The sequence below is a fragment of the Chitinimonas koreensis genome, assembly GCF_014353015.1.
In the GTDB taxonomy this organism is placed as follows: domain Bacteria; phylum Pseudomonadota; class Gammaproteobacteria; order Burkholderiales; family Chitinimonadaceae; genus Chitinimonas; species Chitinimonas koreensis.
In genome coordinates this window covers 3,405,417-3,432,253 of record NZ_CP060704.1, presented here as the reverse complement: position 1 = coordinate 3,432,253, position 26,837 = coordinate 3,405,417, and the positions used below count along the sequence as shown (strand labels likewise).

Genomic DNA, 26,837 nt, shown 5'->3' with positions numbered 1-26,837 from the left:
ACAGATATGAGCCAGTCGAACAGCAAGCCGGTCTCCCCCACCCAAGCTCACGATGTGCGCGATGCCGACGTGCCGGCCATCCGCTTCGAGGCGCTCGAGCCGCGCGTCCTCCTGTCGGCCGACGTGAACCCGGCCGCGCTGACCGTCACCGGCAGCCTCGGCCAGCCCGGCGAGCAGGACCGCTATGAGTTCAAGGTGGACGAGACGCGCCGGGTGGTGTTCGACAGCCTGACCAACCGCAGCGACATCAACTGGACGCTCGAAGGCCCGGGCGGCCGGATCGACGGCCGCAGCTTCAGCAATACCGACTACAACGGCACCAACCCGGCCTTCGAGCTGACGCCGGGCCAGTACAAGCTGACCATCGACGGCGTCAACGACGCGATCGGCGACTACGCGCTGCGCATCATCGACGCCGATGCGGCGGCCGATCTGACGCCCGGCAACGCCGTCAGCGGCACGCTCGACGGCGGCAACAAGACCGCGGTCTACCGCTTCAGCGCCAGCCAGGGCGACAAGTTCTACTTCGACGGCGGCAGCCTCGCCAGCAGCGGCAACTATCCCTACGTGCGCTGGAGCCTGATCGACCCGTACGGCCGCCAGGAGGGCAGCAGCTACGACCTGCGCAGCGACCGCGATACCTTCGCCGTGGAGCGTAGCGGCGAGTACCTGCTGCTGGTCGAGGGCAGCGGCGGCAACAACGCGCCGGTCGACTACCAGTTCAACCTGCGGCCGGTGATCGACAGCGTCGAGGCGATCGTGCCGGGCGTGGCCGCCGTGGCGCACATCGACCATGCCGGCAAGACCGCCAACTTCACCTTCAGCGTGAACGAGGCCACGCCGCTGATCTTCGACCGGCTGACCGACGCCGATTTCCTCTGGACGCTGCGCGGTCCGGCCGGCGAGGTGGTGTCGCGCCGCTGGGCCTCGTCGGGCGAGCAGAACATCTACGGCGGCTACGACCGCATGCTGCTGCCGGCCGGCAGCTACACGCTGTCGGTCGACCTCGACGGCGCCAATACCGGCGACCGGGCCTTCCGCCTGCTCGGCGCCGAATCGGCCGTCGCGCTGCAGCCCGGCGTCTCGACCAGCGGCAGCCTCGACCTGGCGCGCGGCAGCAAGCTGTACAAGGTGGCGCTGAACGCCGGCGACACCGTCTACCTCGACGGCGACGCGGCCAGCAACGGCACCGTCGGCTGGCAGCTGGTCGATCCGTTCGGCAACCGGGTGGCGGGCAATACCCTGGGCGCGGTGCAGGGCGCCTTCACGGTCGCCGCCACCGGCGAATACTGGCTGCGGCTCGACGGCGGCGACGACAACGCGGCCGGCGCCACGGTCGGCTACCGCTTCGCGCTGAACCGGGTGCCCGACGTGGCGGGCGGCACGCTGGCGCTCGGCGCCGTCACCAGCGGCAATATCGCGCTGGCCGGCCAGGCGGTGGTCTACGACTTCACCCTCGGCGCGGCCAGCCAGCTGCTGTTCGACGCGCTGAGCAACCGCGCCGACCTGAGCTGGAGCCTGAGCGGCCCCGGCCTCGGCGGCGCCGATGGCGGCACCCGCTTCGACCAGACCGACGGCAGCGCCGGCTTCGGCGTGCGCGCGCTGCCGGCCGGCAGCTACCGGCTGACGGTGCGCGGCATCGGCTCGGCCACCGGCGACTTCGCCTTCCGGCTGGTCGACCTCGACGGCGCCGCGGCGCTGACGCTGGGCCAGGCCGCGGCCGGCACGCTCAACCCCGGCCGCGGCACGCTCGCTTACCGCTTCGACGCCCAGGCCGGCGACAAGGTGGCGTTCGATTCGATCCGCGTGGCCGGCGGCAACGCCAGCTGGCGGCTGGTCGACCGTTTCGGCCGCGACGTGGCCGGCAGCGCCAGTCTGGCCGCCGACCGCGCCGCCGTGACGCTGGCGACCGGCGGTCGCTACACGCTGCTGGTCGAGGGCGCGCTGGCCAACGCCGGCCCGGTCGATTTCGAATTCAAGCTCGATGCGGCCGGCAACCAGGCGCCGGCGGCGCTGCCCGAGGGCGACGCGCTGGCGCTCGGCAGCGCGGTGGCCGGTACGCTCGCCAGCTGGGATGCCAGCAAGACCTACCGCTTCACGCTGAACGGCGACACCCGCCTGATCATGGACGGGCAGAGCAGCACCAGCGCGGTCTGGACCCTGGTCGGGCCGCGCGGCACCGAAGTGTCGTCGCGCTACTTCCAGAACAGCGACGCCGCCTATGGCTACCCGGTGCTGGCGCTGCCGGCCGGCGACTACGCGCTGACCGTGCGCGGTGCCGACAACCAGTGGAATTACTCGGGCAACGGCGCCTATACCTTCCGTCTGCTCGACGGCGCCGCGCTGCCGGCGTTGACGCTGGGCCAGCAGACCGCCTTCACCCGCACGCCGGCCAATTCGACCGTCGGCTACCGCGTCGAGGCCGAGGCCGGCAGCGCGCTGCTGCTCAATTCCGCCAGCGGCGGCGGCACCTGGCGGCTGGTCGATCCGTTCGGCCGCGAGGTCGCCAACGAGTCGACCTTCGCCAGCGGCACGCTCTACCGTATCGCCGCCGCCGGCAGCTACCTGCTGCTCAACGAGGGTCAGTACTACGAGAGCGGCACCGTCAACGGCAGTTTCGTCCTGGCGCCGCTGAGCGTGGCCCGTGCCGAGCTGGCCTTCAACGACCAGCAGTCGGGCAGCCTGGCCGGCCGCCAGAGCCTGGCCGAATACAGCTTCACGCTCGACGCGCCGGCCGCGGTGGTGTTCGATTCGCTGCTGGTCGGCAGCAGCGGCGACTACCTGCAATGGCGGCTCAGCGGGCCGACCGGCAATGTCTTCAGCAGCAACGGCCTGAACGACGGCTACGGCCGCTACCAGTACCTGCAGCCGGGCCGCTACACGCTGTCGCTGCGCAACAGCCGCGACGTGCCGGCCGACTACCGCTTCCGCGTGCTGGACCGCGGCTCGGCGCTGCCGCTGGAACCGGGCCGGCCGGTCGACGACGTCATGGCGCCGGGCGAGAGCCGCCTGTTCCGCTTCGAGGCGACGGCGGGCGAGCGCTTCTACTTCGACGGCCGCAACAACTACTACGACGCCGGCGGCGCCGCCTCCTGGCAGCTGTACGACCGCTACGGCCGCTATATCGCCGGCGGCGACACCACCGGCGACGTGGCCGAACTCAAGCTCGACGTGACCGGCGAATACCTGCTGATGACCTCGCCGACCAGCGGCTACTACAGCGGCAGCGGCCAGCCGCGCACCGCGCGCTTCACGCTGGGCGCCAAGCAGGTCGCGACCGCCGCGCTGACGCTGGGCGCCGACATCTCCGGCAGCATCGCCCAGCCGGGCGGCGCGGTGAAATACAGCTTCACCCTGGCCAACACCGCCAGCGTGCTGCTGGACGCCGACTTCGTGAACGGCGGCAACAATCTGCGCTGGAGCCTCAAGGGCCCGCGCGGCGACGAGGCCAGCCTGCGCAGCTTCGGCGAGGCGCAGTCGCGCCTGATGTCGCTGCCGGCCGGCAACTACGAGCTGACGCTCGACTGCGGCGACCTGTCGACGCCGAACTACGGTTTCCGCCTGCTCGACCTGGGCCAGGCGCCGGCGCTGGTGCCCGACGCCGCGGTCGACCTGGCGCTCGCGCCGGCCAGCCGCGCCGCGGCCTACCGGCTCGACCTGGCCGACGGCGGCCAGTTCGCCCTCGACGTGCAGCAATACAGCCGCAACGCGCCGTGGCGTCTGCTCGACCGCAACGGCAACACGCTGCAATCGGGCAACGTGGGCAATGCGGCGGCGCCGTTCAAGCTGGTGGCCGGCCGCTACTTCCTGGTGATCGACGGCCCGCTCGGCGCCGCCGGCAGCGACCACTACGGCTTCACGCTGCGCCGCATCGTCACCACCGCGCTGCCGCTGCCGCTCGGCGGCGACGTGCTGGGCGAGATCGGCCGCATCGGCGAGCGCTTCGAATACCGCTTCTCGACCAGTGCGCCGACCACCGTGCTGTTCGACAGCCTGAACGCGCGCGGCGACCTGGCCTGGCAACTGGTCGGCCCGACCGGCACGCTGCGGTCCGACGGCCGCTTCGACGGCGACAGCGCGCCGATCCGGCTCGAAGGCGCCGGCAACTACACCCTCACCGTCACGCCGCGCGGCAACGCCACCGGCGCGTTCGGCTTCCGCCTGCTCGACCTGGCCGCCGCCGCGCCGCTGGCGCTGGGCTCGCCGCAGTCGCTCCAGCTGAACCCCGGCAACGGCGCCACGCTGCTGGCGATCGACGCCAGCGCCGGCGACTACCTGAGCTTCGACGTCGCCAGCCTGGCCGGCGGCAGCGCCAGCCTGTGGCTGGTCGACGCCAACGGCCAGCGCCTGCTGGCGCCGCAGGCCCTGGTCGGCGGCGGCAGCGTGGCGGTCGCCTTCGCCCGCAGCGGCCGCCACTGGCTGGTGCTCGACGGCGCGGCCGGCAACGCCGAAGCGGTCGCGCTCGGCTTCACCGCCACCCGCACCAGCCCGGCCAGCGCGACGGCCGCCATCGGCAGCACGCTGAACGGCAATACCACGATGGTCGGCGTGCCCGACCGCTGGCGCGTGGTGCTCGACGCGCCGGGCCGGCTGCTGATCGACGGCCTGGCCGGCCACGACGCCGGCTGGACCCTGCGCACCGCCGACGGCAGCGCGGTGAAGACCGGCCGCCTGGACACGGTCGACATGGCCGTGCTGGCGGCCGGCGTCTATACGCTCGAGATCGCGGCCGACAGCGCCGCCACGCTCGGCGACTACAGCTTCCGCCTGCTCGACCTGGCCGGCACCGCGGCGCTGCCGCTGGGCGAGACGGTGAACGGCACGCTCGACGCGGCCCAGGGCGCGCGCGCCTACCGCGTGGTCACCACGCTCGACCAGGCCCGGCTGGCGCTCGACGCCAGCGCCGCCGGCGGCGCGGCGGCCGTGCTGCGGGTGTTCGACGCGAGCGGCCACCTGCTCAGCACCGGCCAGTGGCCGCTGGCCGACGCGCAGATCGCCGGCGCGGCCGGGGCCGAGCGGCTGATCGTGATCGATGGCGTGGCCGGCGCGACCGCGCCGATCGACTACACGCTGAGCGCCCGCGAGGCCGGCCAGTCGCTGCTGGCGGCCGTGCCGGGCCAGACGCTCGAAGGCACGCTGGCGCAGCAGGGCGCCAGCGTCAGCTACCGGCTCAAGGTGGCGTTCGGCCAGGAACTGGCGGTACGCGACCTGTTCCATGACGCCGGTTCGCACAATATCCAATGGCGCCTGAGCCGCGTCGGCGCGACCGGCTCGACCGACGGCTGGTGGCCGGACCTGGACGCCGAGGGCGAATCGCAGGCCTACCGCTGGCTGCTGGCGGCCGGCGAGTACGACCTGACCATCGCGGCGACCGGCAGCGAGGCGGCCTACCGGCTGCAGCTGCTCGACAGCGCCGCCGCACCGGCGCTGCCGGCCGATGGCGCCGGCCGGCTGGCCGACGGCCGCGACGCGCGCCTCCATTACTTCGACGTGACCAACCCGGCCGCGCTGCGCGTCGCCCTCGGCGGCGATGCCGAGACGCTGGCCTGGACGCTGTACCGTACCGACGGCAGCCAGGTCGCCGCCGGCGCGGCCGGCGAGACCGATCTGGGCCGCCTCGAGGCCGGCCGCTACCTGCTGCTGGTCGCCGGCCAGGGCGGCGGCGAGGCCGCGATCGACTACCGATTGTCGGTTGCGCCGCCGGTCTACCCGGCGCTGGCGCTCGACCAGGCGCTGTCGCTCACGCTCGGCGCCGCCGGCACGACTCGGACCTATCGCATCAGCTTGCCGTTCGAGAGCCGGGTGCAGCTGCACGACATCGGCTCTTCCGCCGGCGTGCGCTGGATGCTGCGGCCGGCCAACGGCAGCGGCGACTGGTATCCGCTGCAGGGCGGCCTGGTCGACGGCCAGGATCCCGAGGCGCAATGGCCGGCCACCCGTTCGCTGTCGGCCGGCGACTACGACCTGGTGCTGATCGCCGACCAGGACGACGCCCAGGTGGCGCTGCGCCTGCTCGACCTCGAACGCACCGTCGCGCTGCCCGGCGAGGGCCTGAGCGCCACGCTGGCGGGCCGCGAGGTGGCGCGCTACCGCGTCGACAACACGAGCTACGGCAAGCTGCACCTGAAGCTGGCGACCGCCGAGGCGGCCGACCTGAGCTGGGCGCTGTACGACCAGTGGGGCAATCTGCAGCAGCAGGGCGACCGCGCCGGCGAATTCGACACCGACAACCTGGGCGAAGGCCGCTACCTGCTGCTGCTCAAGGGCCAGCGCAGCGATGCCGCGCCGATCGACTACCAGGTCGCGCTGGCCCGGCCGGAATTGCCGCTGCTGGAAATCGGCAGCCGCATCGAGGGCGAGATCGAGCCGTCGACCGGCGGCGGCGAGGCCGGCGGCAGCGATGCCTCGATCTCCTACCGCCTGCTGGTGCCGGTCAGCGGCTACTACTCGGTGCGCGGCCTCGATTCGGACCCGGCGGTGCGCTGGGCGATCGAGCAGGGCAGCGGTTCCAACTGGCACGACTGGCGCGATTTCGGCGTCTGGGAGGACGACGGCGACGACCCGGAGATGCGCGACCCGCAGCTGGTCTACCTGAACGCCGGCGAATACACGCTGTCGCTGAGGACCGAGCAGCCCGTCAGCCGCTTCGCGCTGCAGCTGCTCGAACTGACGCAGCCGACCGGGTTCACCGGCGCGCTCGACGTCGCCCTGGCGGCCGGCGAGGACGTCAAGGTGTTCCGCTTCGACGGCGCCGACGACGACGGCGAGCGGGTCAAGCTGGCGCTGGCGGCCGATTCGGCCGACCTGGTGATGAGCGTCTACCAGGACTACGGCACCGCGCTCGCCGCGGTGCGCAGCAGCGGCGAGGTCGAGCTCGGCTCGGGTTCCTACCTGCTGGTGCTCAAGCGCCGCGGCGGCGATGCGACGCAGGCCATCCACGTCGGCGCGACGCTGAGCCCGCTGGTCGCCGCGCCGGTCGCGCTGACGCCGGACCAGGACGTCGCCGCCTCGCTCGACCTGGCCGGCAACTACCGCCAGCGCTACAGCTTCACGCTGGCCGAACGCAGCACCGTGCTGCTCGACACGCTCGGCCAGCTGGCCGGCAACGTCGACGCGGAGCTGATCGACGCCTCCGGCCGCAGCGTGTTCAGCCTCTCGGCCAACTACGATGCGCAGGTCGGCGGCGTCTCGCTGGCCGCCGGCGACTACACGCTGGTCCTGCGCGGCTACAGCTTGGGCGAGGGCAGCGGCTTCACGTTCCGCTTCAACCTGCGCACGCTGGCCGCGACCGATTCGACCGCGCTCGAATTCGCCACGCCGGTGCAGGGCAGCCTGGCCTCGGGCGACGGCGCACGCTTCTACCGCATCGACGCGGCGGTCGGCGACATGCTGTCGGTGGCCGGCAGCGGTACCGGCGCCGGCTACTGGCGCCTGTTCGACGCCGCCGGCAACACCTGGCTCAACGGCGCGCTCGGCGAGAACGCCTCGGGCTTCGAAGTGCAGGTCGCCGGCAGCTACTGGCTGGTGGTCGACCGCCGGCTGGACGGCGAGAGCGCGTCGGAAGACCCGCTCGACTTCGAGATCGGCGTCTACCTCGACGAACACCACGAGCTGCCGGTGCCGGCAGCCACGCCGATCGGCTTCGGCCAGGCGCTGCAGGACACGCTGGCGCCCGGCGCGCGCAAGGGCTACGGCTTCACGCTGGCCCAGGGCGGCCTGGTGGCGATCAATGCCACCGCCGGCATCGAAGGCGCTTCGTGGCGCTTGCGCCACGGCCAGGACATCGTCGCCGGCGACATCTTCATCGTCAGCGGCCACAGCGCCTACACGCTCGAACTGGCGGCCGGCGACTACGTGCTCGAAGCCTGGTCCGATGCCGAGACCGATCCGGTCGAGGTCGAGCTGCAGCTCGAAAGCAGTGCCCAGGCGGTCGCGGCCGCCGTCGGCACGCCGATCGAGACCGCGGGCCGCAGCCTCTACGCGATCGAACTGACCGCTGGTCAGGAGTACCTGTTCAAGCCGTCGGCGGGCAACTGGACGCTGTACCGGCCCGACCTGGCCGACAGCTACGGCTTCGATGCCGGACACGGCGACACGGTGACGATCGCCAGCAGCGGCACCTGGTATCTCGTCCATAGCTGGGGCGATGCGCCCGAAGGCGCGATCGCGGTCGGCACGGTGCCGACGGCGACGCTGACCGACTCCATCGAAGGCCATTTCGGCCAGAACGGCGGCGCCGACCTGTACGACTTCGAGCTGGCCCAGGCCGACCGCTTCTACCTGAGCGCCGCGCAGCCGGCCGATTACCGCGTCACCCTCTACCGCGACGGCCAGCAGGTCGACTCGGTCAACTTCGGCGATCCCGAGGGCGGCGGCGCCAAGCTGATCGCGCTGGCCGCCGGCCACTACCGCCTGCGCGTCGAATCGGGCAATGCCGGTGAGGCCGACTACCGCTTCGGCCTGCGCGCCTTCGGCGATGCGGCGTTGCTGGCGACCGGCGCCGAGACCGAGGTGTCGCTGCGTCCCGGCGACGCCGCGGTGTTCCGCATCGACGGCCCGGCCGGCCAGCGCCTGGGCTTCACCCCGCTGGACCTGGCCGGCGTCGACGGCCGCTGGCGCTTCTACGACGCCTACGGCAACCAGCAGGCCTCGGGCTCGCTCGGCGAGGCCAGCGGCTGGCAGCTGTACGGCTCGACCGGCGGCTACCTGGTGATCGACACCGTGACCGACGACGGCGACGATGCGGCGCTGGCGCGCACCCTGCGCTTCCGCGTGGCCGACCCGGCGACCGAGCCGGCCGAGGCGCTGACGCCGGGCCAGCAGGTCGCAGCCGACCTGGCCGCCGGCGACCATTTCTTCAGCTATCGCTTCACGCTCGACAGCCGCAGCCGGCTGCTGTTCGACGCCATCGCCGCCAGCGGCTGCTCGGTGCAGTGGAGCCTGAGCGACGAGACCCGGCAAGTGGGCTCGGGCGAGTGGTCCGCTCCGACCAGCGACGCCGACCTGGTGCTCGACCTGCGCGCCGGCACCTACACGCTGCGGCTGCGCGCCACGGCCGAGGCCGACGGCGCTCGGCTGGCCTTCGCGCTGAGCGACCTGTTCGGCGGCAGCGCCTACGCCATCGGCGACGCCGCCGCCGGCACGCTGCAGCCGGGCGAGGCGCGGATATTCCACTTCGACGCGAGCGCCGGCGACAGCGTGCGCTACCTGCCGCAGGCCACCGCCGGCCTCGCCGGCCGCTGGCGCGTCTACGGGCCGGAAGGCTACGAGACCGCCTCGGGCGCGCTCGACGCCGCGGCCTCGATCGCCTTCGCCAGCACCGGCCACTACACCCTGGTGTGGAGCAGCGACGCGCAGGACGGCGCCGCCGCCGCGCTGCCGTTCGGCTTCGCGCTGCAGCGCGAGATCGTCGACCTGAGCCAGCCGCTGACCGGCGGCCCGGCCTACGGCAGCTCGAACCGCCGCAGCTACCTGATCGAGGTGAGCGAGCCGCAGCGGCTGCTGCTGGACCTGGTGCAGCTCGATTCCTACCTGCAATGGTCGCTCACCCGCGACGACGTCGTGGTGGCAAGCCAGACCTTGTGGGGCGCCAGCTCGGGCAGCGGCTCCAATCCGGTGCTCGAACTGCGGCCCGGCCGCTACCGCCTCAACGTCAGCCCCTACGGCTGGTGGGGCGCCAATCCGAGCTACCAGATCCGGCTGCTCGACCTGGCCACGGCCCAGCCGCTCTCGCTCGAGGCCCCGCTGTCGATCGAGAAGCCGGCCGGCGAGGCCAGCATCCATCGCTTCGAGGCCAGCGCCGGCAGCATGCTGGACGTCGCCTACAGCGACGGCACCAGCGGCACCTGGCGGCTGTTCGACGAATTCGGCAACCTGGTCCGGGAGTCGTCCTACAGCGACCGCACCCTGCCGCTGGCGCGGACCGGCAGCTACTACCTGCTGTGGGACACCGAGGGCCCGTCGCAGCCGGACGGCGCGACCCGCAGCTCGCAGCTCACGCTGAGCCTGCTGCAGGGTGCGGCGCCGACCGAGCTGGCGCTCGATACCCTGGTGACCGGCACCAGCGGCAGCGACGGCAAGCTCGACTACGTGTTCGACACCACCGGTCCGGCCACGCTCTGGCTCGACCCGCGCAACGGCTACCTGCAGGCCCGTGCCGAGATCTACGACGCCAACGGCGTGCTGCTGCACCAGGGCGACTACTACGACGTCGCCAACCAGGCGATCAAGCTGCCGGCCGCCGGCCGCTACACCCTCAAGCTGCGCGACGTCTACGGCAACCTGTCCCAGCGCCAGTACAGCTTCAGCCTGGTCGACCTGGGCCGCGCGGCGCAGCCGCTGGCGGCGGAGACCGCGACGCAGGGCACGCTCGACCCGGCCAGCGGCGTGACGGCCTACCGCTTCAGCGTGGGCGAGGGCGCCGACTTCCAGTACGACGCGCTGCCGGGCGGCAGCGGCAGCGTGCGCTGGAAGCTGGTCTCGTCCTACGGCGCCAAGATCGCCGAGGGCGACAGCGCGAGCGACGGCGCCTCGCTCAAGCTGGCCGCCGGCGACTACCTGCTGGTGCTGGACGGCAACGGCTACCAGGGCGGCAGCGTGAACTACAGCTTCATGCTGCACACCGCGCTGGCGGCGCTGCCGCTCGACACCACCGTGTCGGGCACCGCGCCGGCGGCCGGCACCTCTGTCCGCTACGCCCTGCACCTGGACCAGGTCAGCGCGCTGGCGTTCGACAGCCTGGTCACCGGCAATCAGCTGCAATGGCGGCTCGAAGGCCCGAGCGGGGTGGTGTTCGACCGATCGATGCGCAACGGCTTCGACAGCTACTGGGACTACTACTACGGCGGCAACGGCCGCACCGACTACAGCGCCGGACTGCCTGCCGGCGATTACGTGCTCAGCATCTACAGCAACGGCACCGGCGGCGATCCGTATTCCTTCCGCGTGCTTTCGCTCGATAGCGCGGCCGCGGTGCAGCCGGGCATGCCGGTCACCACCACGGTCAGCCCGGAGAACGGCGTCCAGCTGTACCGCTTCGACGCTACCGCCGGCGAGCGCTTCTACTTCGACGCGCTGGCCACGGTGACCGCGCCCGGGCCGAGCGGCAGCGAGCGCGTCGCGCCGACCTGGAAACTGATCGATCCGCTCGGCCGCACGGTGTTCGGCGCCGTCCGCATGGGCAGCACCGGCAGCAGCGCCGAGTACGACTATCAGCTGGGCCAGTACCGCTATCGCTACACCTTCACCGGCACCGACCAGGAACCGGCGGCGCTGGCGCTGACCGGCACTTACACCCTGGTGCTGGACGGCCAGAACTACCAAGGCGGCCAGCAGGCCGAGGTCGCCTTCAACCTGGTCAGGCTGGCCGACAACCCGCCGGTGATCCTCGACACCCTGCTGGTCAAGCCGGCGCCGGACCTGGCGGTCAACGCCGTGGCGCTGAGCCCGGCCAGCGGCCTCGAGACCGGCCAGCCGGTGACGGTGCAGTGGACCGTCGAGAACCGCGGCGTGCTGCCCACCACCGGCAGCTGGAACGACCGCATCATCGTGCGCAACCTCGACACCGGCGCGCTGGTGGCCGACCTGACCGTGCCGTACGACGCGGCCGTCGGCGGCGCGCTGGCGGCCGGTGCCGCCCAGGTGCGCAGCACCCGGCTGCAGCTGCCGGACGGCACGCTGGCCGCCGGCCGGCTGGCCGTCACGGTGCTGACCGACAGCGACAACACGGTCAAGGAAAGCAACGCCGGCGGCACCGCCGAGAGCAACAACTCCGCCACGGTCGAGACCCGCGTGGCGCTGGCGGCCTATGCCGACCTGGCGGTCGAGGGCCTGGCCCTCAGTCCGTCCGGCGATTTCCAGCCGGGCCAGACGGTCGACGTGAGCTGGACCACCGCCAACCGCGGCAACAAGGCCGCCGGCGCCTGGAGCGAGCGGCTCGAGGTGCGCAACCTGTCGACCGGCGAGACGGTCGCCACCGTGCTGCTGCGCGATCCGGCCGATGCCGGCGAGCTGGCGGCCGGCGCGACGCGCACGCGCACGGCCCAGTTCGCCTGGCCGGTCGGCGTGGCCGCCTCGGGCCGCTTCTCGATCCGCGTGGTGGCCGACAGCCTGGGCGAGATCGTCGAGGCCAACGCCGGCGGCAGCGGCGAGAGCAACAACACGGCCGAGACCATCAAGCTGGCCGGCCCCGACCTGACGGTGAAGAACCTGGTGGTCGACACCACGCAGGTGCAGGCCGGCGGGCTGGTCACGCTGCGCTGGGAGGACTGGAACGAAGGCAGCAGCTCGGCCTCGGCGGCCTACGACGACCGCATCGTGGTGCGCAACCTGGCCGGCAACCTGCTGCTGCTCGACACCAGCCTGGCCTACGATCCGCAGGCGCCGGGCAACGGCCCGCTGCGCGCCGGCGAGCATCGCGCCCGCAGCTTCACCTTCCGCCTGCCGGATGGCCTCAAGGGCGCCGGCCAGATCGGCATCACCGTCACGGCCGACCAGAACAGCGCCGGCTTCGGCGTGCTGTTCGAGACCAACCTGAGCAACGACGCCGAGAGCAACAACAGCGCCGCCGTGCAGACCGCTTCGGCCAGCCAGACCTATGCCGACCTGCGCGTCGACGGCGTCGCCGCGCCGGCCACCGGCGTCGGCAGCCAGCCGATCACGGTCGACTGGACGGTCGCCAACCGCGGCCAGCGCGACGCCGCCGGCAGCTGGGACGACCAGATCGTGCTGAGCGCCAACGACGTCATCGGCGACGCCGACGACGTGGTGATCGGCACCGTGCGCCACGACGGCGGCCTGCGCATCGGCGGGAGCTACGCCGGCCACGCGACCGTCGACCTGCCGCTGCGGCAGGCCGGCCGCTACTACGTCGGCGTGAAGAGCGACGCCGGCGGCGCCGTGCTCGAACCGGACACCCGCGCCGACAACCGCAGCGCGGCGCGCGCGATCGACCTGGCCGAAGCCTACGCCGACCTGGTGGTCGGCGCGGTGACGGTGCCGGAGAGCGCGCTCAGCGGCGAGAACGTGCTGGTCAGCTGGACCGTGACCAATACCGGCAGCGCCACCACCGACCTCGCGCTGTGGAACGACCGGGTGGTGCTGTCGCGCGACCGCACCGCGAGCGCCGACGACATCGTGCTGTCGGGCTCGGTGACCCATGCCGGCCTGCTGGCGCCGGGCGCCAGCTATATCGCGCGCGCCACCATGACGCTGCCGCGCGACCTGGCCGGCGACTTCTACCTGCTGGTCGACACCAACACCAACCGCACGGTCGACGAGAAGGGCCGCACCGCCAACAACCTCGGCGCCAGCGCCGCCACCCTGCACGTCGGCCTGGCGCCGACCGCCGACCTGGCGGTGTCCGGCGTGACCGGCCCGACCGTGCTGCGGCCGGGCGAATCGGCCACCGTGCGCTACACCGCCAGCAACCACGGCGACATCGCCGCGACCGGCGCCTGGCGCGACCGCATCTACATCGACCGCGGCGCGGCCGGCCTCTACGAGGTCGCCAGCCTGTTCGTCACCGACGGCCTGGCCGCCGGCGCCAGCACCGAGCGCAGCGTGACCTTCACGCTGCCGAGCTGGTTCTGGGAAGGCGACTACCGCTGGGTGGTGCGCACCGACAGCGACGACACGGTGTTCGAACGCAACGGCGAGGGCGACAACCAGGTCGCCGCCGCCGCCGGCCTCAAGGTGGCCAAGCCCGACCTGGCGGTCGGCACGGTCGAAGGCCCGTCGCTGGTGCAGTCGGGCAGCCGCATCCACGTCGAATGGACGGTCGGCAACAGCGGCAACGCCGCGCTGGGCAACTGGGTCGACCGGGTCTACCTGGTCAAGGGCAACGTCGCGCGCCAGCTGGCCGAAGTGGCCCACACCGGCCCGCTGGCCGCCGGCGGCCAGTACCGCGCCGCGGCCGACCTCGACATCCCGCTCGACTTCGACGGCGAATACCAGCTGGTGGTGGTGACCGACGCCGGCAACGTGCTGGACGAGCACGACCGCGCCAGCAACCGCGCCGAGCGCGGCCTGGCGGTCGAGCTGGCGCCCTACGCCGACCTGGCGGTCACGGCCGTGACCGCGCCGGACCGGGTGATCGACGATCCGGCCCCGCTGAACGTGAGCTGGACGGTGCAGAACCAGGGCACCGGCGCCGGCAAGAGCGCGAGCTGGACCGACAAGGTGATCCTGTCGAAGAACGGCGTGCTCGGCGACGGCGACGACATCGTGATCGGCGAGTTCCGCCACGACGGCGCGCTGGCCGCCGGGGAGCAGTACGTCCGCAACGAACGCATCCTCTTGGCGCCGAACACCTCGGGCCGCTACCAGCTGTTCGTGGTCAGCGACGCCCGCGCCGAGGTCTACGAGCACGGCGCGGAAGGCAACAACAGCGTGAAGGTCGGCCACGACGTCGACGTGATGCCCAAGCCCTATGCCGACCTGCAGGTCGAGTCGGTGGTCGCCACCGGCACGGCCGCCAGCGGCCGGCCGCTGCACATCGAATGGCGCGTCAAGAACGACGGCATCGGCATCACCGACACCGGCGCCTGGAGCGACTACGTCTGGCTGAGCCGCAACGCCGACGGCAGCGACAAGGTGGTCGACCTCGGCTGGGCCGGCCATATCGGCCAGCTGGCCGCCGGCGACGCCTACGTGCGCAGCGTCGACGTGACGCTGCCCGAAGGCCTCGAGGGCAACTTCTACGTCCACGTGCGTACCGGCGGCCCCTACGAGTTCATCTACGGCGACAACAACGTCGGCCACAGCGTGGCCGTGCCGGTCACGCTGTCGCGCTCGCCCGACCTGGTGGTCGAGACGGTGACCATCAAGGCCGAAGTGGTGAACGGCCAGCCCACGGTGCAGGAAGGCGCGCTGGTCGAGATCGGCTGGACGGTGAAGAACCAGGGCGAGGCGGCGGCCGAAGGCGTGTGGACCGACACCGTGCTGCTGGTGCCGGCCAGCGGCACCGGCCAGCCGGTGGTGCTGGGCAGCTACAGCTACGACCGCGGCGCGGCGCCGGGCATCCGCTACGAGCGGACCGAACTGGTGCGCCTGCCGGGCAAGATCGAGGGGCTGTACCGCATCAAGGTGATCACCAACGCCAACCTCGGCGGCAGCGGCAGCCAGGTGTACGAGCACGGCGCGGCGCGCGGCAACAACGCGCTGCTGTCGGCCGGCGACGTCGCGGTCCGGCTGAACGACCGGCCCGACCTGCGGGTGACCGACGCCCAGATCAAGGAGACCGGCGACATCACCGCCGGCACCTCGATCGGCCTGAGCTACACGGTGCAGAACATGGGCGCCGAGGCGGCCAACGGCCGCTGGAAGGACAAGGTCTTCCTGTCGCTCGACGGCACGCTGAGCGCCGACGACATCCTGGTCGGCCAGTACGACAACGGCGGCGCGCTGGCGCCGACCGGGGCCTACCGCAACGAGACGGCGACGATCGACATCCCGATCCGCTACCGCGGCCATGCCTTCCTGATCGTGGTGGCCGACGGCAACAACGTGGTCGACGAATACCCGAGCGAGGCCAACAACATCCGCGCGGTCGAGTTCGACATCAAGCCGGTGCCGTTCGCCGACCTGGTGACCGGCGGCGTGGTGGCGCCGGACCAGGCGGTGCACGGCGCCAGCGTCGAGGTGCGCTACCAGGTGAGCAACCGCGGCAGCGCCGTCACGCGGGCCGAGTCGGCCACCGTCAGCGGCTGGACCGACACCATCTGGCTGTCGCGCGACAAGACCCGGCCGGGCAAGCCCGGCGACGTGCTGATCGGCACGGTGCGCCACGAGGGCCACCTGGCGGTCGGCGAGGACTACCTCGGCACCGCCCAGGTGACCATCCCGACGACACGCTGTCGGGCACCTACTACATCACGGTGTGGAGCGACGCCTACGACGCCATCCTCGAGGACACGCTGGCCAACAACCTCAACCCGGACGATCCGGGCCAGGTCGACAACAACAACTACAAGGCGCGCCAGATCGCCATCCTCGGCATCACCCCGCCGGACCTGGTGGTCAGCGAGGTCAGCGGCCTGGCGGCCGCCGATTCGGGCGGCAGCTACAGCTTCAGCTACACGGTGCAGAACAGCGGCGACGCCTTCGAGGGCGGCTGGGTCGATACGGTCTACGTGACCGACGACCCGGACTTCGACAAGGCCCGCGAGGTCTGGAAGATCGCCTCCTTCGCCCAGTCGCGCGCGCTCGGCCAGGGCGAGCGCTACACGGTGGCGCAGACGCTGCAGCTGGCGCCGTCGGTCAAGGGCCGCTACCTGGTGGTGCGCACCGACGTCGACAAGAAGGTCAAGGAGGTCTCCGAGACCAACAACGCGCGTGCCTTCGCCTCGCAGGTCACGGCGCGGCCGGCCGACCTGCAGGTGGTCGACGTCGTCACCCAGCCGCAGAACTTCTCGGGCGAGGAGACCACGGTCAGCTGGACCGTGAAGAACTTGGGCGACGCCGTCTGGGCCGGCAGCCGCAGCTGGATCGACGCGGTCTACTTCAGCCGCGACCCGGTGTTCATCAAGGAACGCGCCACGCTCCTGGGCACCACGGTGCACGCCAACACGGCCGGCCTCGCCGCCGGCGGCGACTACACCGCCACGGCCAAGGTCCGCCTGCCGGCCGGCACCGACGGCCAGTACTACATCTACGTGATGACCGACGCCGACACCGAGTGGACCCGGCCCTGGCCCGAGCACCTGCAGGGCGGCGACAACGGCTACGACCGCGACGACTACTACCCGGGCCGCGTCTACGAAGGCGCCAACGGCAACAACAACATCGGCCGCGGCACGCTCGACATCATCTACCGCGAACCGGACCTGCAGATCGACCGGATCGTGGTGTCCGATCCGAACCCGGGCTCGGGCCAGCAGATCACGGTGAGCTGGACGGTGACCAACCGCGGTACCCGCGACGCCCGCAGCAACAGCTGGATGGACGGCGTCTTCCTGTCGCGCGACGCCTCGCTCGACGGCGGCGACTATCCGCTGGTCGACCGCGGCAACGAGATCGAGCGCATCCTGCGCGTCCGCTCGACGGTGCTGACCGAGGCCGACGGCAAGCCCAAGTACCTCAAGCCGGGCGAGTCCTACACCAACAGCGCCACCTTCATGCTGCCCGAGTCGATCAGCGGCGACTTCCACCTCATCGTCAAGGCCGATACCGCCACGGTGAAGGATTTCTACCGCCAGACGCCGAGCACCATCCGCGACGGCCTCGACGTGGTCGCCGGCAGCGGCGCCGGCGGCGTGCTCGAGTTCCGCGACGAGGGCAACAACGTCGCCTCGATCGCGCTGCCGATCACCCTGCGCACGCCGCCGGACCTGCAGGTGTCGACCGTCGACACCGGCGAGCAGCAGCACGTGGTGGCCGGCCAGGGCTTCACCGTCAACTACACGGTGACCAACGCCGGCGGCGAGACGCCGAGCGACCAGCGCAGCTGGAACGACCTGGTCTACCTGTCCAAGGACGACTTCCTCGACATCAACCAGGACCGCTATCTCGGCTACGTCGCCCATTCGGGCGGCCTGGCCGCCGGCGCCAGCTACAGCGGCAGCCTGAACGTGACCGCGCCGCGCGATTTCGACGGCAGCTACTACGTGTTCGTGATCACCGACCCGGCCCGCGCCTGGGGCACCGGCGAGAACGGCCAGGTGCGCGAGTTCGGCCGCGAGCAGAACAACGCGCGCGCCGCGCTGCAGCCGATCATCGTCGACACCCCGCCGCCGGCCGACCTCAAGGTCAACACCGTCAGCGTGCCGGCCAGCGGCACGGTCGGCAGCGAGGTCGAGATCGGCTACACGATCGTCAACGACTCGACCAACCCGGCCTACGGCGGCTGGACCGACGCGATCTACCTGTCGAGCGACAACGCCTGGGACCTCGGCGACATCCTGCTGGGCCGGGTCGACCACGCCGGCGGCCTGGCCGCGGGCGCGGCCTACAGCGGCAGCCTCAAGGCCAAGCTGCCGCCGCTGAAGGACGGCAACTGGCGCATCATCGTCCGGCCCGACCTCTACAACGAGGTGTTCGAAGGCAAGATCAGCTACACCGCCAACGGTCTGAACCTGCCGCCGGGCGAGGCCAACAACCGCACCGCCTCGGGCGACAGCCTGGCGGTGACGGTGCCGCAGCTGGCGGTGGCCAGCCCGCTGCCGATCACGCTCAGCGCCGGCGAGACGCGGCTGTACAAGATCAGCGTGGCGGCCGGCGAGACGCTGCGGATCAAGCTCGATTCGAGCGTCAACGAGGGGGCCAACGAGGTCTACGTGCGCTACGGCGACGTGCCGACCGGCTACGCCTTCGACGTCGCCTACGACAACCCGCTGTCGCCCGACCAGCAGCTGCTGGTGCCGAGCACCAAGGCAGGCGACTACTACGTGCTGGTGCGCGCCAAGCAGGGCGGAACCAACGTGCCGGCCACGCTGCGGGCCGACCTCTTGCCGTTGTCGATCACCCGCGTCACGCCCGACCAGGGCGGCGTCGGCGACGACGACCACCGCTGGGTCACGGTCGATCTCTACGGGGCCCGCTTCAAGGCGGGCGCGCTGGTCAAGCTGTCGCGACCCGGCGTGTACGAGGTCGAGCCGGTGCGCTGGCAGGTGCTGGACGCGACCCATATCCGCGCGGTGTTCGACCTGCGCCAGGTGCCGCTGGGCCTCTATGACCTCAGCGTGGTCAACCCGGACGGCGAACGCGTGGTGGCGGCCAACCGCTACCTGGTCGAGCGCGGCATCGAGGCCGACGTCACCATCGGCGTCGGCGGCCCGCGCAATCTGGAACCGGGCGACGGCGGCACCTACAGCGTGTCGCTGCAGAGCCTGACCAACGTCGACACGCCCTATGTGCGCTTCGACTTCGGCGCCACCGAGATGGGCTACAGCCAGGACCTGCTCGAAGGCCTGCAACTGCCCTACGTGGTGTTCGGCAGCAACGTCGGCGGCCGGCCGGACGGCCGCACGGTCGACGCGGCCGGCAACACCCAGGGCTACGGCGCCACGCCGACCGACGGCACCAGCCGGCCCGACGTGCCCTGGGCCCAGCTCGACGGCGCCCAGAACACCGGCGGCTTCAACCTGGCGCCGGGCTATGCCTTCGACGTCGGCGCCGGCGGCTTCGTCGGCATGAGCTTCAACCTGCAGACCTACCCGGGCCTGAAGGAGTGGCTGAACTACGACTTCGAGGGCCTGCGCGACAAGCTCTACGCGGTGCGGCCGGAATGGCGCGCCAGCGGCTTCCTCGACAACGGTCCGGCCGATCTGGACAAGATCTCGCAGGGCCTGACGCGCAAATTCCTGTCGCACGAGCCGGAAGAGCACATCACCCCGAAGGAAGCGCTGTCGATGGCCTTCCGCTTCAACCTGGTCGGGGCCGCCACGCCGCTGACGCGGGCCGAGTTCGTGGCCGAGCAGAGCGCCTACGCCGAGAAGCTGCGCCTGGCCATCGCGGCCGACGCCGCCGCGCCGGTGGCGCTGCGGGTGCTGGCCGCCGACGCCGCGCAATGGACCGCCGGCTGGCTGGCCGCGCTGGAAGCGGCCGGCATGCTGCGGCCGCTCGACGAAGCGCCGCCGATCCGCGACAGCGCCAAGGTGGTCAGCCTCAACGCCACGCTGGCCAGCGGCATCCTGCTGTCGCGCGGCGGCGAGAGCTACCGCACCCAGGCCAGCCTGCTCGGCTTCTTCGAGCAGGTGCAGAAGTGGTACGGCGACAGCGCGCGCTACGCCGGCGACCCGAACGCCATCAGGACGCCGACCGAGTACTACGAGTACCGTCACGACGACCAGGGCAACGAGGTCGAAGTGCCGGTGCCGGTGCACGCCAACCCGGCCGACTACGACCGCAACGCGGCGCAGGACACCCATTTCCTCAACTTCGACGTGTTCGCCGGCAGCCGCGCCGAGCTCGAGTACCTGCGCCATATCGGCGTGCTGGACGCCGAGTTCAACCCGGTCGGCCCGCAGGCGCTGAACCTGGCGCAATACCTGCAGCAGGCCGCCCGGCAGGAAGCCGACGCCGCCGCGACGATCGCCGTGCGCGGCCCGCAGGGCATGCTGGCGGCCGACGGCAAGCGCTACGTGCCGGCCGCCACGCCGCTGCCCTATACCGTGTCGTTCAACAACCCGGCCAGCCAGCCGGCCGGCCAGCTGCGCATCGTCACCGAGCTCGACCCGGCGCTGGATGCGCGCTCGCTGCGGCTGGGCGACCTCAAGCTCGGCGACATCAACGTCCACGTGCCGGCCGATCGCGCCAACTTCCAGGCCGATTTCGACTTCACCGGCAACAAGGGCTTCATCCTGCGCGTCAGCGCCGGCATCGACGTCGCCAGCCGCACCGCCACCTGGTTGTTGCAGGCGATCGATCCGGACACCGGCGAAGTGCTGCGCGACGCCACCCGCGGCCTCCTGGCGCCGTCGGCCGACGGCGCGCCGCAGGCCCAGCGCGGCTTCGTCAGCTACACCGTGATGGCGGCCGACGGCGCCGCTTCGGGCATCGGCATCGGCGCCCGGGCGCGCATCCTGATCGACCAGGCGCCGCCGGTCGACAGCGAAAGCAGCAGCAACACGCTCGACGCCCAGGCGCCGCGCACCTCGCTGGTGGCCACTTCGCTGGGCGTCGATGCGGCCGGCAAGCCGGCCTACGACGTCCGCTGGACCGCCGAGGACGACGCCAGCGGCATCAAGGGGGTGACGGTCTACGTCGCCGAGGACGGCGGCGACTTCAAGATCTGGCTGCGCCAGGTCGGCCCGAGCAGACCCAGGCGGTATTCACCGGCGAGGCCGGCAAGCACTACGAATTCCTGGCGGTGGCCACCGACGTGGCCGGCAACCGCGAGGCGGCCTCGGTCGCCAACGCGGTGCTGCCGGACGACGGCGGCCGCCAGGCGGTGCTCGACGGCCTCGGCGTCAACGAGACGGTGAACCAGACGGCCGAGCTGCCGCAGGCGCCGGCCGACCGCAACTACGCCGGCAACGACTTGTTCACCCAGGCCGGCCAGCAGTTGCCGGGCCAGGTGGCCACGGTCAACCGCGGCGATCTCGGCAGCGTGCTGGCGCCGTTCACCGTGCGCGGCTTCGCCGACGGCTTCGCGGCCAGCACCGCCGACCTCGGCGCCCAGGCGCTGGTCGAGCTGGCCGACGGCAGCGTGCTGGTCAGCGCCGGCAGCCTGCGCAACGAGGTGTTCAAGTACGGCAAGGAAGGCGGCCACGGCGTCGCGCCGCTGTTCGTGCTCGACGCGCCGATCGTCGACATGGCGGTCGACGCGGTCGGCCAGCTGTGGGTGATGACCGGCGGCGAACTGCTGCAGGTCGACGCCCAGAGCGGCGCCATCCTGCGCCGTCTCAATGGCCCGGGCCAGGACCCGCTGACCCATGCGTTGGCGATCGACGCCAACGGCGACATCTACGTCGCCTCGGGCAACGGCATCGAGGTGTTCCGGCCGAACGAGGCCGATGCGGCCAAGGCGTGGAGCCACTTCAGCAACCAGCGCGTGCGCGACCTGGCGTTCGGCCCGGACGGCCGGCTGTGGGCCATCCGCTGGACCGGCAGCGACATCGCCGCCGCCCAGCCGGACGCGACCACCGACATCGTCAGCTTCCCGTCCAGCGGCCGCTACAAGGGCCGTGCCGAGCTGGAATACCGCCTGGCCGGCGTGATCGAAGGCATCGCCTTCGGCCGCGCCGGTACGGCGCTGGACGGCCTGATGCTGGCCAGCAGCGGGCTGCGCCAGCGGCCGGTGACGGCGGCCGATACGGTCACGCCGCACACCGGTGCGGTGTGGATGATCGAACTGCAGAGCCGGCGCGTACTGCAGCTGGCGAGCGGCGGCACCCAGGGCCAGACCGTGGTCGCCACCGCCGACGGCCGGGTATTGGTGGCGCAGACCGGCCACGTCGACGAGATCGCGCTGGCGCGCGCGCCGAAGGTCACCGCGGTCAGCGTGCCGGACGGCGCGCTGCTGCCGCTGCCGGTCGGCCAGATCGCGATCCAGTTCGACCAGGACATGTGGACCGATGGCGGTTCCGGCAGCGTGCTCGAAGCGCAGAACTACACCCTTACGCCGTTGAATGCGGGCGGCGCGCTTCCGATCGTGCCGCACGGCCTGCGCTGGGATGCGGCTCACCGCACCGTCTATCTCGAGGTCGCCGGCCTGGAGGCCGGCCAGTACCGGCTCGGCATCGGCGCCAACCTGCGCAGCGCGAGCGAGGTGCGGATCGACCGCGGCTACGACAGCACCTTCACCGCCGTGCTCGACATGAGCAGTCGGGTACAGCTGACGTTCGCCAATACGCGCGGCGACCGGGCCAACGGCACGGTCAGCTACGACGTCGACCTGACCAATATCGGCACGGACGATCTCAATGGCCCGCTGGTGCTGCTGCTCGATCCGGGCCGCTACTTCGGCGGTTCGATCGCCGGCGCCCAGTCGGGCAGCGGCGATCAGTCGGACCTGTGGCTGCTCGATCTGAGCGCGGCCCTGGCCGCCCGCGGCGGCAAGCTCGCCGCAGGGGCCAGCCTGACCGGCCAGACCGTCACCGTGCTGCCGGCCAGCCGCTTCGGCGGCGCGGCGGGCGGTGGTTCGCTGGCCAGGGCGACGCTGGGCCACGGCGTTTACGCCGCGCCCCAGGTCAACTTGCCGCCGACCCTGGCCATCGCCGGAACCACCGGTTCGGCCCAGTCGGACACCTTCGCCGCAGCCACCGCCGGCCAAGCCTGGACCGGCTATCTCGACGCGGTCGACGGCGACGGCACGCTGTTCTACTGGCAGCTGGTGCAGGCCCCGGCGGGTATGACGCTGACGCCGCCGGCCGGCCACACGGCCGGCGAGGGCGGCTACCACTCGCTCGCTACCCTGAACTGGACGCCGAGCGCGCGCGACCTGGCCGATACCGAAGTCGTGGTGCGGGTCCAGGACAGCCGCGGCGGCATGGTACTGCGGCGCTTCCACCTGCCGGTGAACGGCGGCAACCATGCGCCGGTGGCCGGTGCCGTCCAGAACGTCACGTTGCTGGAAGGCGCGACCCTGTCGCTGCCGCTGACCGCGACCGACGCCGATGGCGACCGCCTCACCGTCACCGTCCGCAACCTGCCGGCCGGCGCCAGCTTCGATGCCGCCAGCGGCCTGCTGACCTGGACCCCGGGCTACGACCAGGCCGGCGTCTACGACGACATCACGCTGATCGTCGGCGACGGCAAGGCCGTCTCCGAGCAACGCTTCAAGGTCACCGTGCTGCAGGGCTATGCCAAGCCGGTACTGCCGCCGCTGGGCGTACAGACGCTGCGCGAAGGCGAGCGCTACGGCCTGCAACTGGCCGGCAGCATGCCGGGCGGCCTGGTCCAGGCCGACGGCACCACCATCAGCCTCAGCTACAGCGCACCGTGGCTGCCGGCCGGCGCCACGCTGAACAGCGAGACCGGCTGGTTCGAATGGACGCCGGGCTTCAATCAGCACGGCAACGTCAAGCTGCCGATCAGCCTGACCGCCACCTATCGCAAGCCGGGCGCCGAACCGGTCGAGGTGACGGTGAGCCGCGACATCGACTTCAATGTGCTCAACGCCAACGGCGCGCCAGTGTTCGACCCGATGGACGCCTGGCGCATCCTCGAAGGCCAGCCGCTGCGCGTCAGCGTGTTCGCCTTCGATCCGGACAACCCCAATTTCGAGCCCAAGATCCGCCTCGATGCCGGTAGCCAGGCGATCGGACCGGAAACCACCGCGCCGACGGTGAGCTACCGCGTCGATGGCCTGCCGCCGGGCGCGGTGTTCGACGCCGAGACGATGGAAATCGTCTGGACCCCGGGCTACGCCCAGGCCGGCCGCTACGTGGTGACGGTGACCGCCACCGACGACGGCGACGGCACCGGCACGCCGGCGATCAGCCAGCTGGTGATGCCGATCGAGGTCAGCAACGCCAACCGCGCGCCGGCGATCGGCGACATCGCCAACGCCTTCGTCGACGTCGGCGGCGTGCTCGAAGTGCCCTTCGTCGCCAGCGATGCCGACGGCAACCCGCTGCAGATCACGCTGTCGGGCCTGCCGTCGTTCGCCAGCTACGTGCAGACCGCCACCGGCGGCACGATCCGTTTCGCGCCGGGCGCGCAGATGCGCGGCGACTACCTGGTCACGGTGACCGCCACCGACGATGGCGATGGCGACGTCAACCAGGTGCAGTCGCAGAGCAAGAGCTTCGTGCTGACGGTACGCAGCCCGTCCGAAGCGCCGGTGTTCACGCTGCCGCAGCAGATGGTGGCGGTGGTCGGCCAGGCGCTGACGCTGCCGATCCTGGTGCGCGACCTGGACCAGGACGCGCTGACCTTCACCGCCAACGGCCTGCCGATCGGCGCCAGCCTGACGCCGGCGACCCAGTACGGCCAGGCGGTGCTGAGCTGGACGCCGACCGCCGACGACATCGGCAGCCGCGACATCGAGATCGTGGTGACCGACAGCGGCCTGCCGCCGCAGGGCGGCAACCAGACCAACCCGGCCAATCCGGTGCCCAATGTGGTCAAGCACACCGTCCGCGTGGTGGTGCGCGCCGCCAACGCCGCGCCCGAATGGCTGGGCGTGCAGGCCAACGGCCAGGCGGTGGCCGATTCCGCCGAGCGGATCCGGCTGAACGCCACCGAAGGCGTGCCGCTGACGCTCGACCTGTTCGGCCGCGACGGCGACGCCGACCTGCTCGACTGGCAGGTGCTCGGCCTGCCGCGCGGCATGCTGTTCGAGGTGCCGAGCGCCGGCAACGGCAATCGCGCCGTGCTGCGCTGGACGCCCGACCTGACCGCTGCCCAGACCGACGGCGGCGGTGGCGCCGGCGTCTGGCGCTTCTCGGTCGGGGCGACCGACGGCGCCGCCGCAGTGATCCGCCACTTCGAGATCACCGTGGCCAACGTCAACCGCACGCCGCAGATCCTGCCGCTGCCGCTGCAACTGGTGAACGAAGGCGAGACGCTGGGCTTCAACCTGCGCGGCGTCGACGCCGACGGCGATGCGCTGCAGCTGAGCCTGGTCTACGACGAGACCACGCCGGCCGGCCTCAGCTTCGACGCCGCCAGCGGCTACTTCGAATGGACGCCGGGCGCCGACGTGGTGGACAACGCCACGGCCAGCAGCCGCGCCTTCGAGCTGACCTTCCGCGTCGGCGACGGCCAGTCCACCAGCCTGCAGAAGGTGCAGGTGCGGGTGTTCGACCGCAACCGCGCACCGGTCGTCGAGGCAAGCAGCCACGCGGTGGTGGTCGGCCAGACCCTGAGCCTGCCGGTGCAGCACGGCGGCCAGGCCAACGGCGCGGCCATCGTGGCGCGCGACGCGGACGGCGCGGCCCAGACCGCCGCGCTGACGGTGTCCTTCGCCAACCTGCCGGAAGGCGCCCGCTACGACGCCGCCACCGGCCGCCTGGTATGGACGCCCGGCCCGGGCCAGGTCGGCGACTTCGTGGTGACCGCGATCGTGAACGACGGCCGCGCGACCACGCGCAGCACCTTCACCCTGCGCGCGGTGGCCGAAGCGGCCGCCAACACGCCGCGCATCCTGGTCGAGACCACGCCGTCGACCCCGGTGCTGCCGGGCCAGGCAGTCCTGGCCACGGTGCGCGCCGACGCCTTCGGCGGCATCGCCCAACTGACCGCCGAGGTACGCGGCGCCGGCCTGGGCCAGGCCGACTGGCAGACGGTGGCGATCGACGCCGCCGGCCGCATCCGGCTGAACCCGACCGCACCGGGCCTGATCGAGATCCGGGTGCGGGCGCTGGACCAGGACGGCTTCACGGGCAGCCTGGTGCAGACGGTGCGGGTCAAGGACCCGGCCGACGCCTCGGCGCCGGTGCTGGCCTGGCAGGGCGCGCTGCTCGGCGCCCACCTCGCGACCGAACCGGTGACGGTGCAGACGGCGCTGACCTTGCAGGCGCTGCTGCAGGACAAGCAGCTGATGGGCTACGTGCTCGAACTGGCGCCGGCCGGCAGCGACGCCTGGCGGACGCTGGCGAGCGACACGCGCGCTGCCATCGACAGCGACCTGCGGCTTGACCTGGCGACGCTCGATCCGGCCGTGCTGGCCAATGGCGTCTACCAGCTGCGCCTGCGCGCCTGGGACCTGGCCGGCCGGACCGGCGAGATCGCCGCGCGGGTGGTGATCGACAGCAGCGCCAAGGCGCCGGCGGGCCCACGCGCCGCCGACGCCGTGTTCGACCTCGGCGGCCACGACTTCGCGCTGTGGCGCGAGATCGGCGCCGGCGGGACCGGCTTCGGCAACTGGGGCCTGGGCGGCCTGGCCACCGGCCTGACCACCGACCAGCTGGGCACCACCGCCAGCGGCGCCCTGGCGCCGTGGCTCGACGGTGCCCGCGTCTGGCTGACCGCACCGAACCTGGCCGGCACGGCCGGCGCGAGCGCGCTGCGCTTCACGCTCGGCACGGTGGCCGAGCGGCTGGGCAGCGAGGCGGCCGCGCCGACGGTCTACCGGCCGGTCTTCAACAGCGACCAGGGCTGGACGCTGCAGGCGATCGGCGACGAGCGCGACGGCCAGCCGCAGGCGCTGACGCGCCAGGGCCAGCGCCTGTACGACCAGGTGACCGGCCTGCCGTGGCAGCCGACGCGCTACGTGCTGACCGCGGCCGACGGCACGCGCTACGACCTCGACCTGCAAGGGCAGGTGACGGCGGTGCGCTTCGCCGACGGCGTGCAGTGGCTGGCGAGCGACGCCGGCCTCGCGCTGGCGGGCGGCGCGGCGCGGGTGGACTTCGTGCGCGACGCGCAGGGCCGCATCGAGCGCGTGAGCGGCACGGTGAAGGGGGCGCGGCCACGACCTTCGCCTACCGCTACGACGCGCAGGACCGGCTGAC

Annotated in this window: 3 protein-coding genes; all 3 read left to right on the top strand. The window is 72.0% G+C overall.

Annotated features, from left to right (window positions below; all coding sequences use genetic code 11):
* The first annotated feature begins 6 nt into the window (after positions 1 to 6).
* Genes H9L41_RS14300 through H9L41_RS14285 form a run of 3 tightly spaced genes read left to right on the top strand, consistent with a single transcriptional unit; the run spans position 7 to position 26,836 of the window.
* Positions 7 to 16,134, top strand: a complete 16,128-nt coding sequence (locus H9L41_RS14300; protein ID WP_187523424.1) for a CARDB domain-containing protein — start codon at positions 7 to 9, stop codon at positions 16,132 to 16,134.
* Positions 16,035 to 20,921 (top strand): CARDB domain-containing protein, encoded by a 4,887-nt coding sequence (locus tag H9L41_RS14290; RefSeq protein ID WP_265584057.1) that lies wholly within the window; start codon positions 16,035 to 16,037, stop codon positions 20,919 to 20,921. Before H9L41_RS14300 ends, H9L41_RS14290 begins: the two co-directional genes overlap by 100 nt.
* Positions 20,807 to 26,836, top strand: a complete 6,030-nt coding sequence (locus H9L41_RS14285) for a putative Ig domain-containing protein (protein WP_187523423.1) — start codon at positions 20,807 to 20,809, stop codon at positions 26,834 to 26,836. Before H9L41_RS14290 ends, H9L41_RS14285 begins: the two co-directional genes overlap by 115 nt.
* Position 26,837 lies beyond the last annotated feature (1 nt).

Bases quoted from the DNA above. Each gene is read 5' to 3' on its own strand.
- H9L41_RS14300 (WP_187523424.1), top strand. From the start codon at position 7: ATGAGCCAGTCGAACAGCAAGCCGGTCTCCCCCACCCAAGCTCACGAT.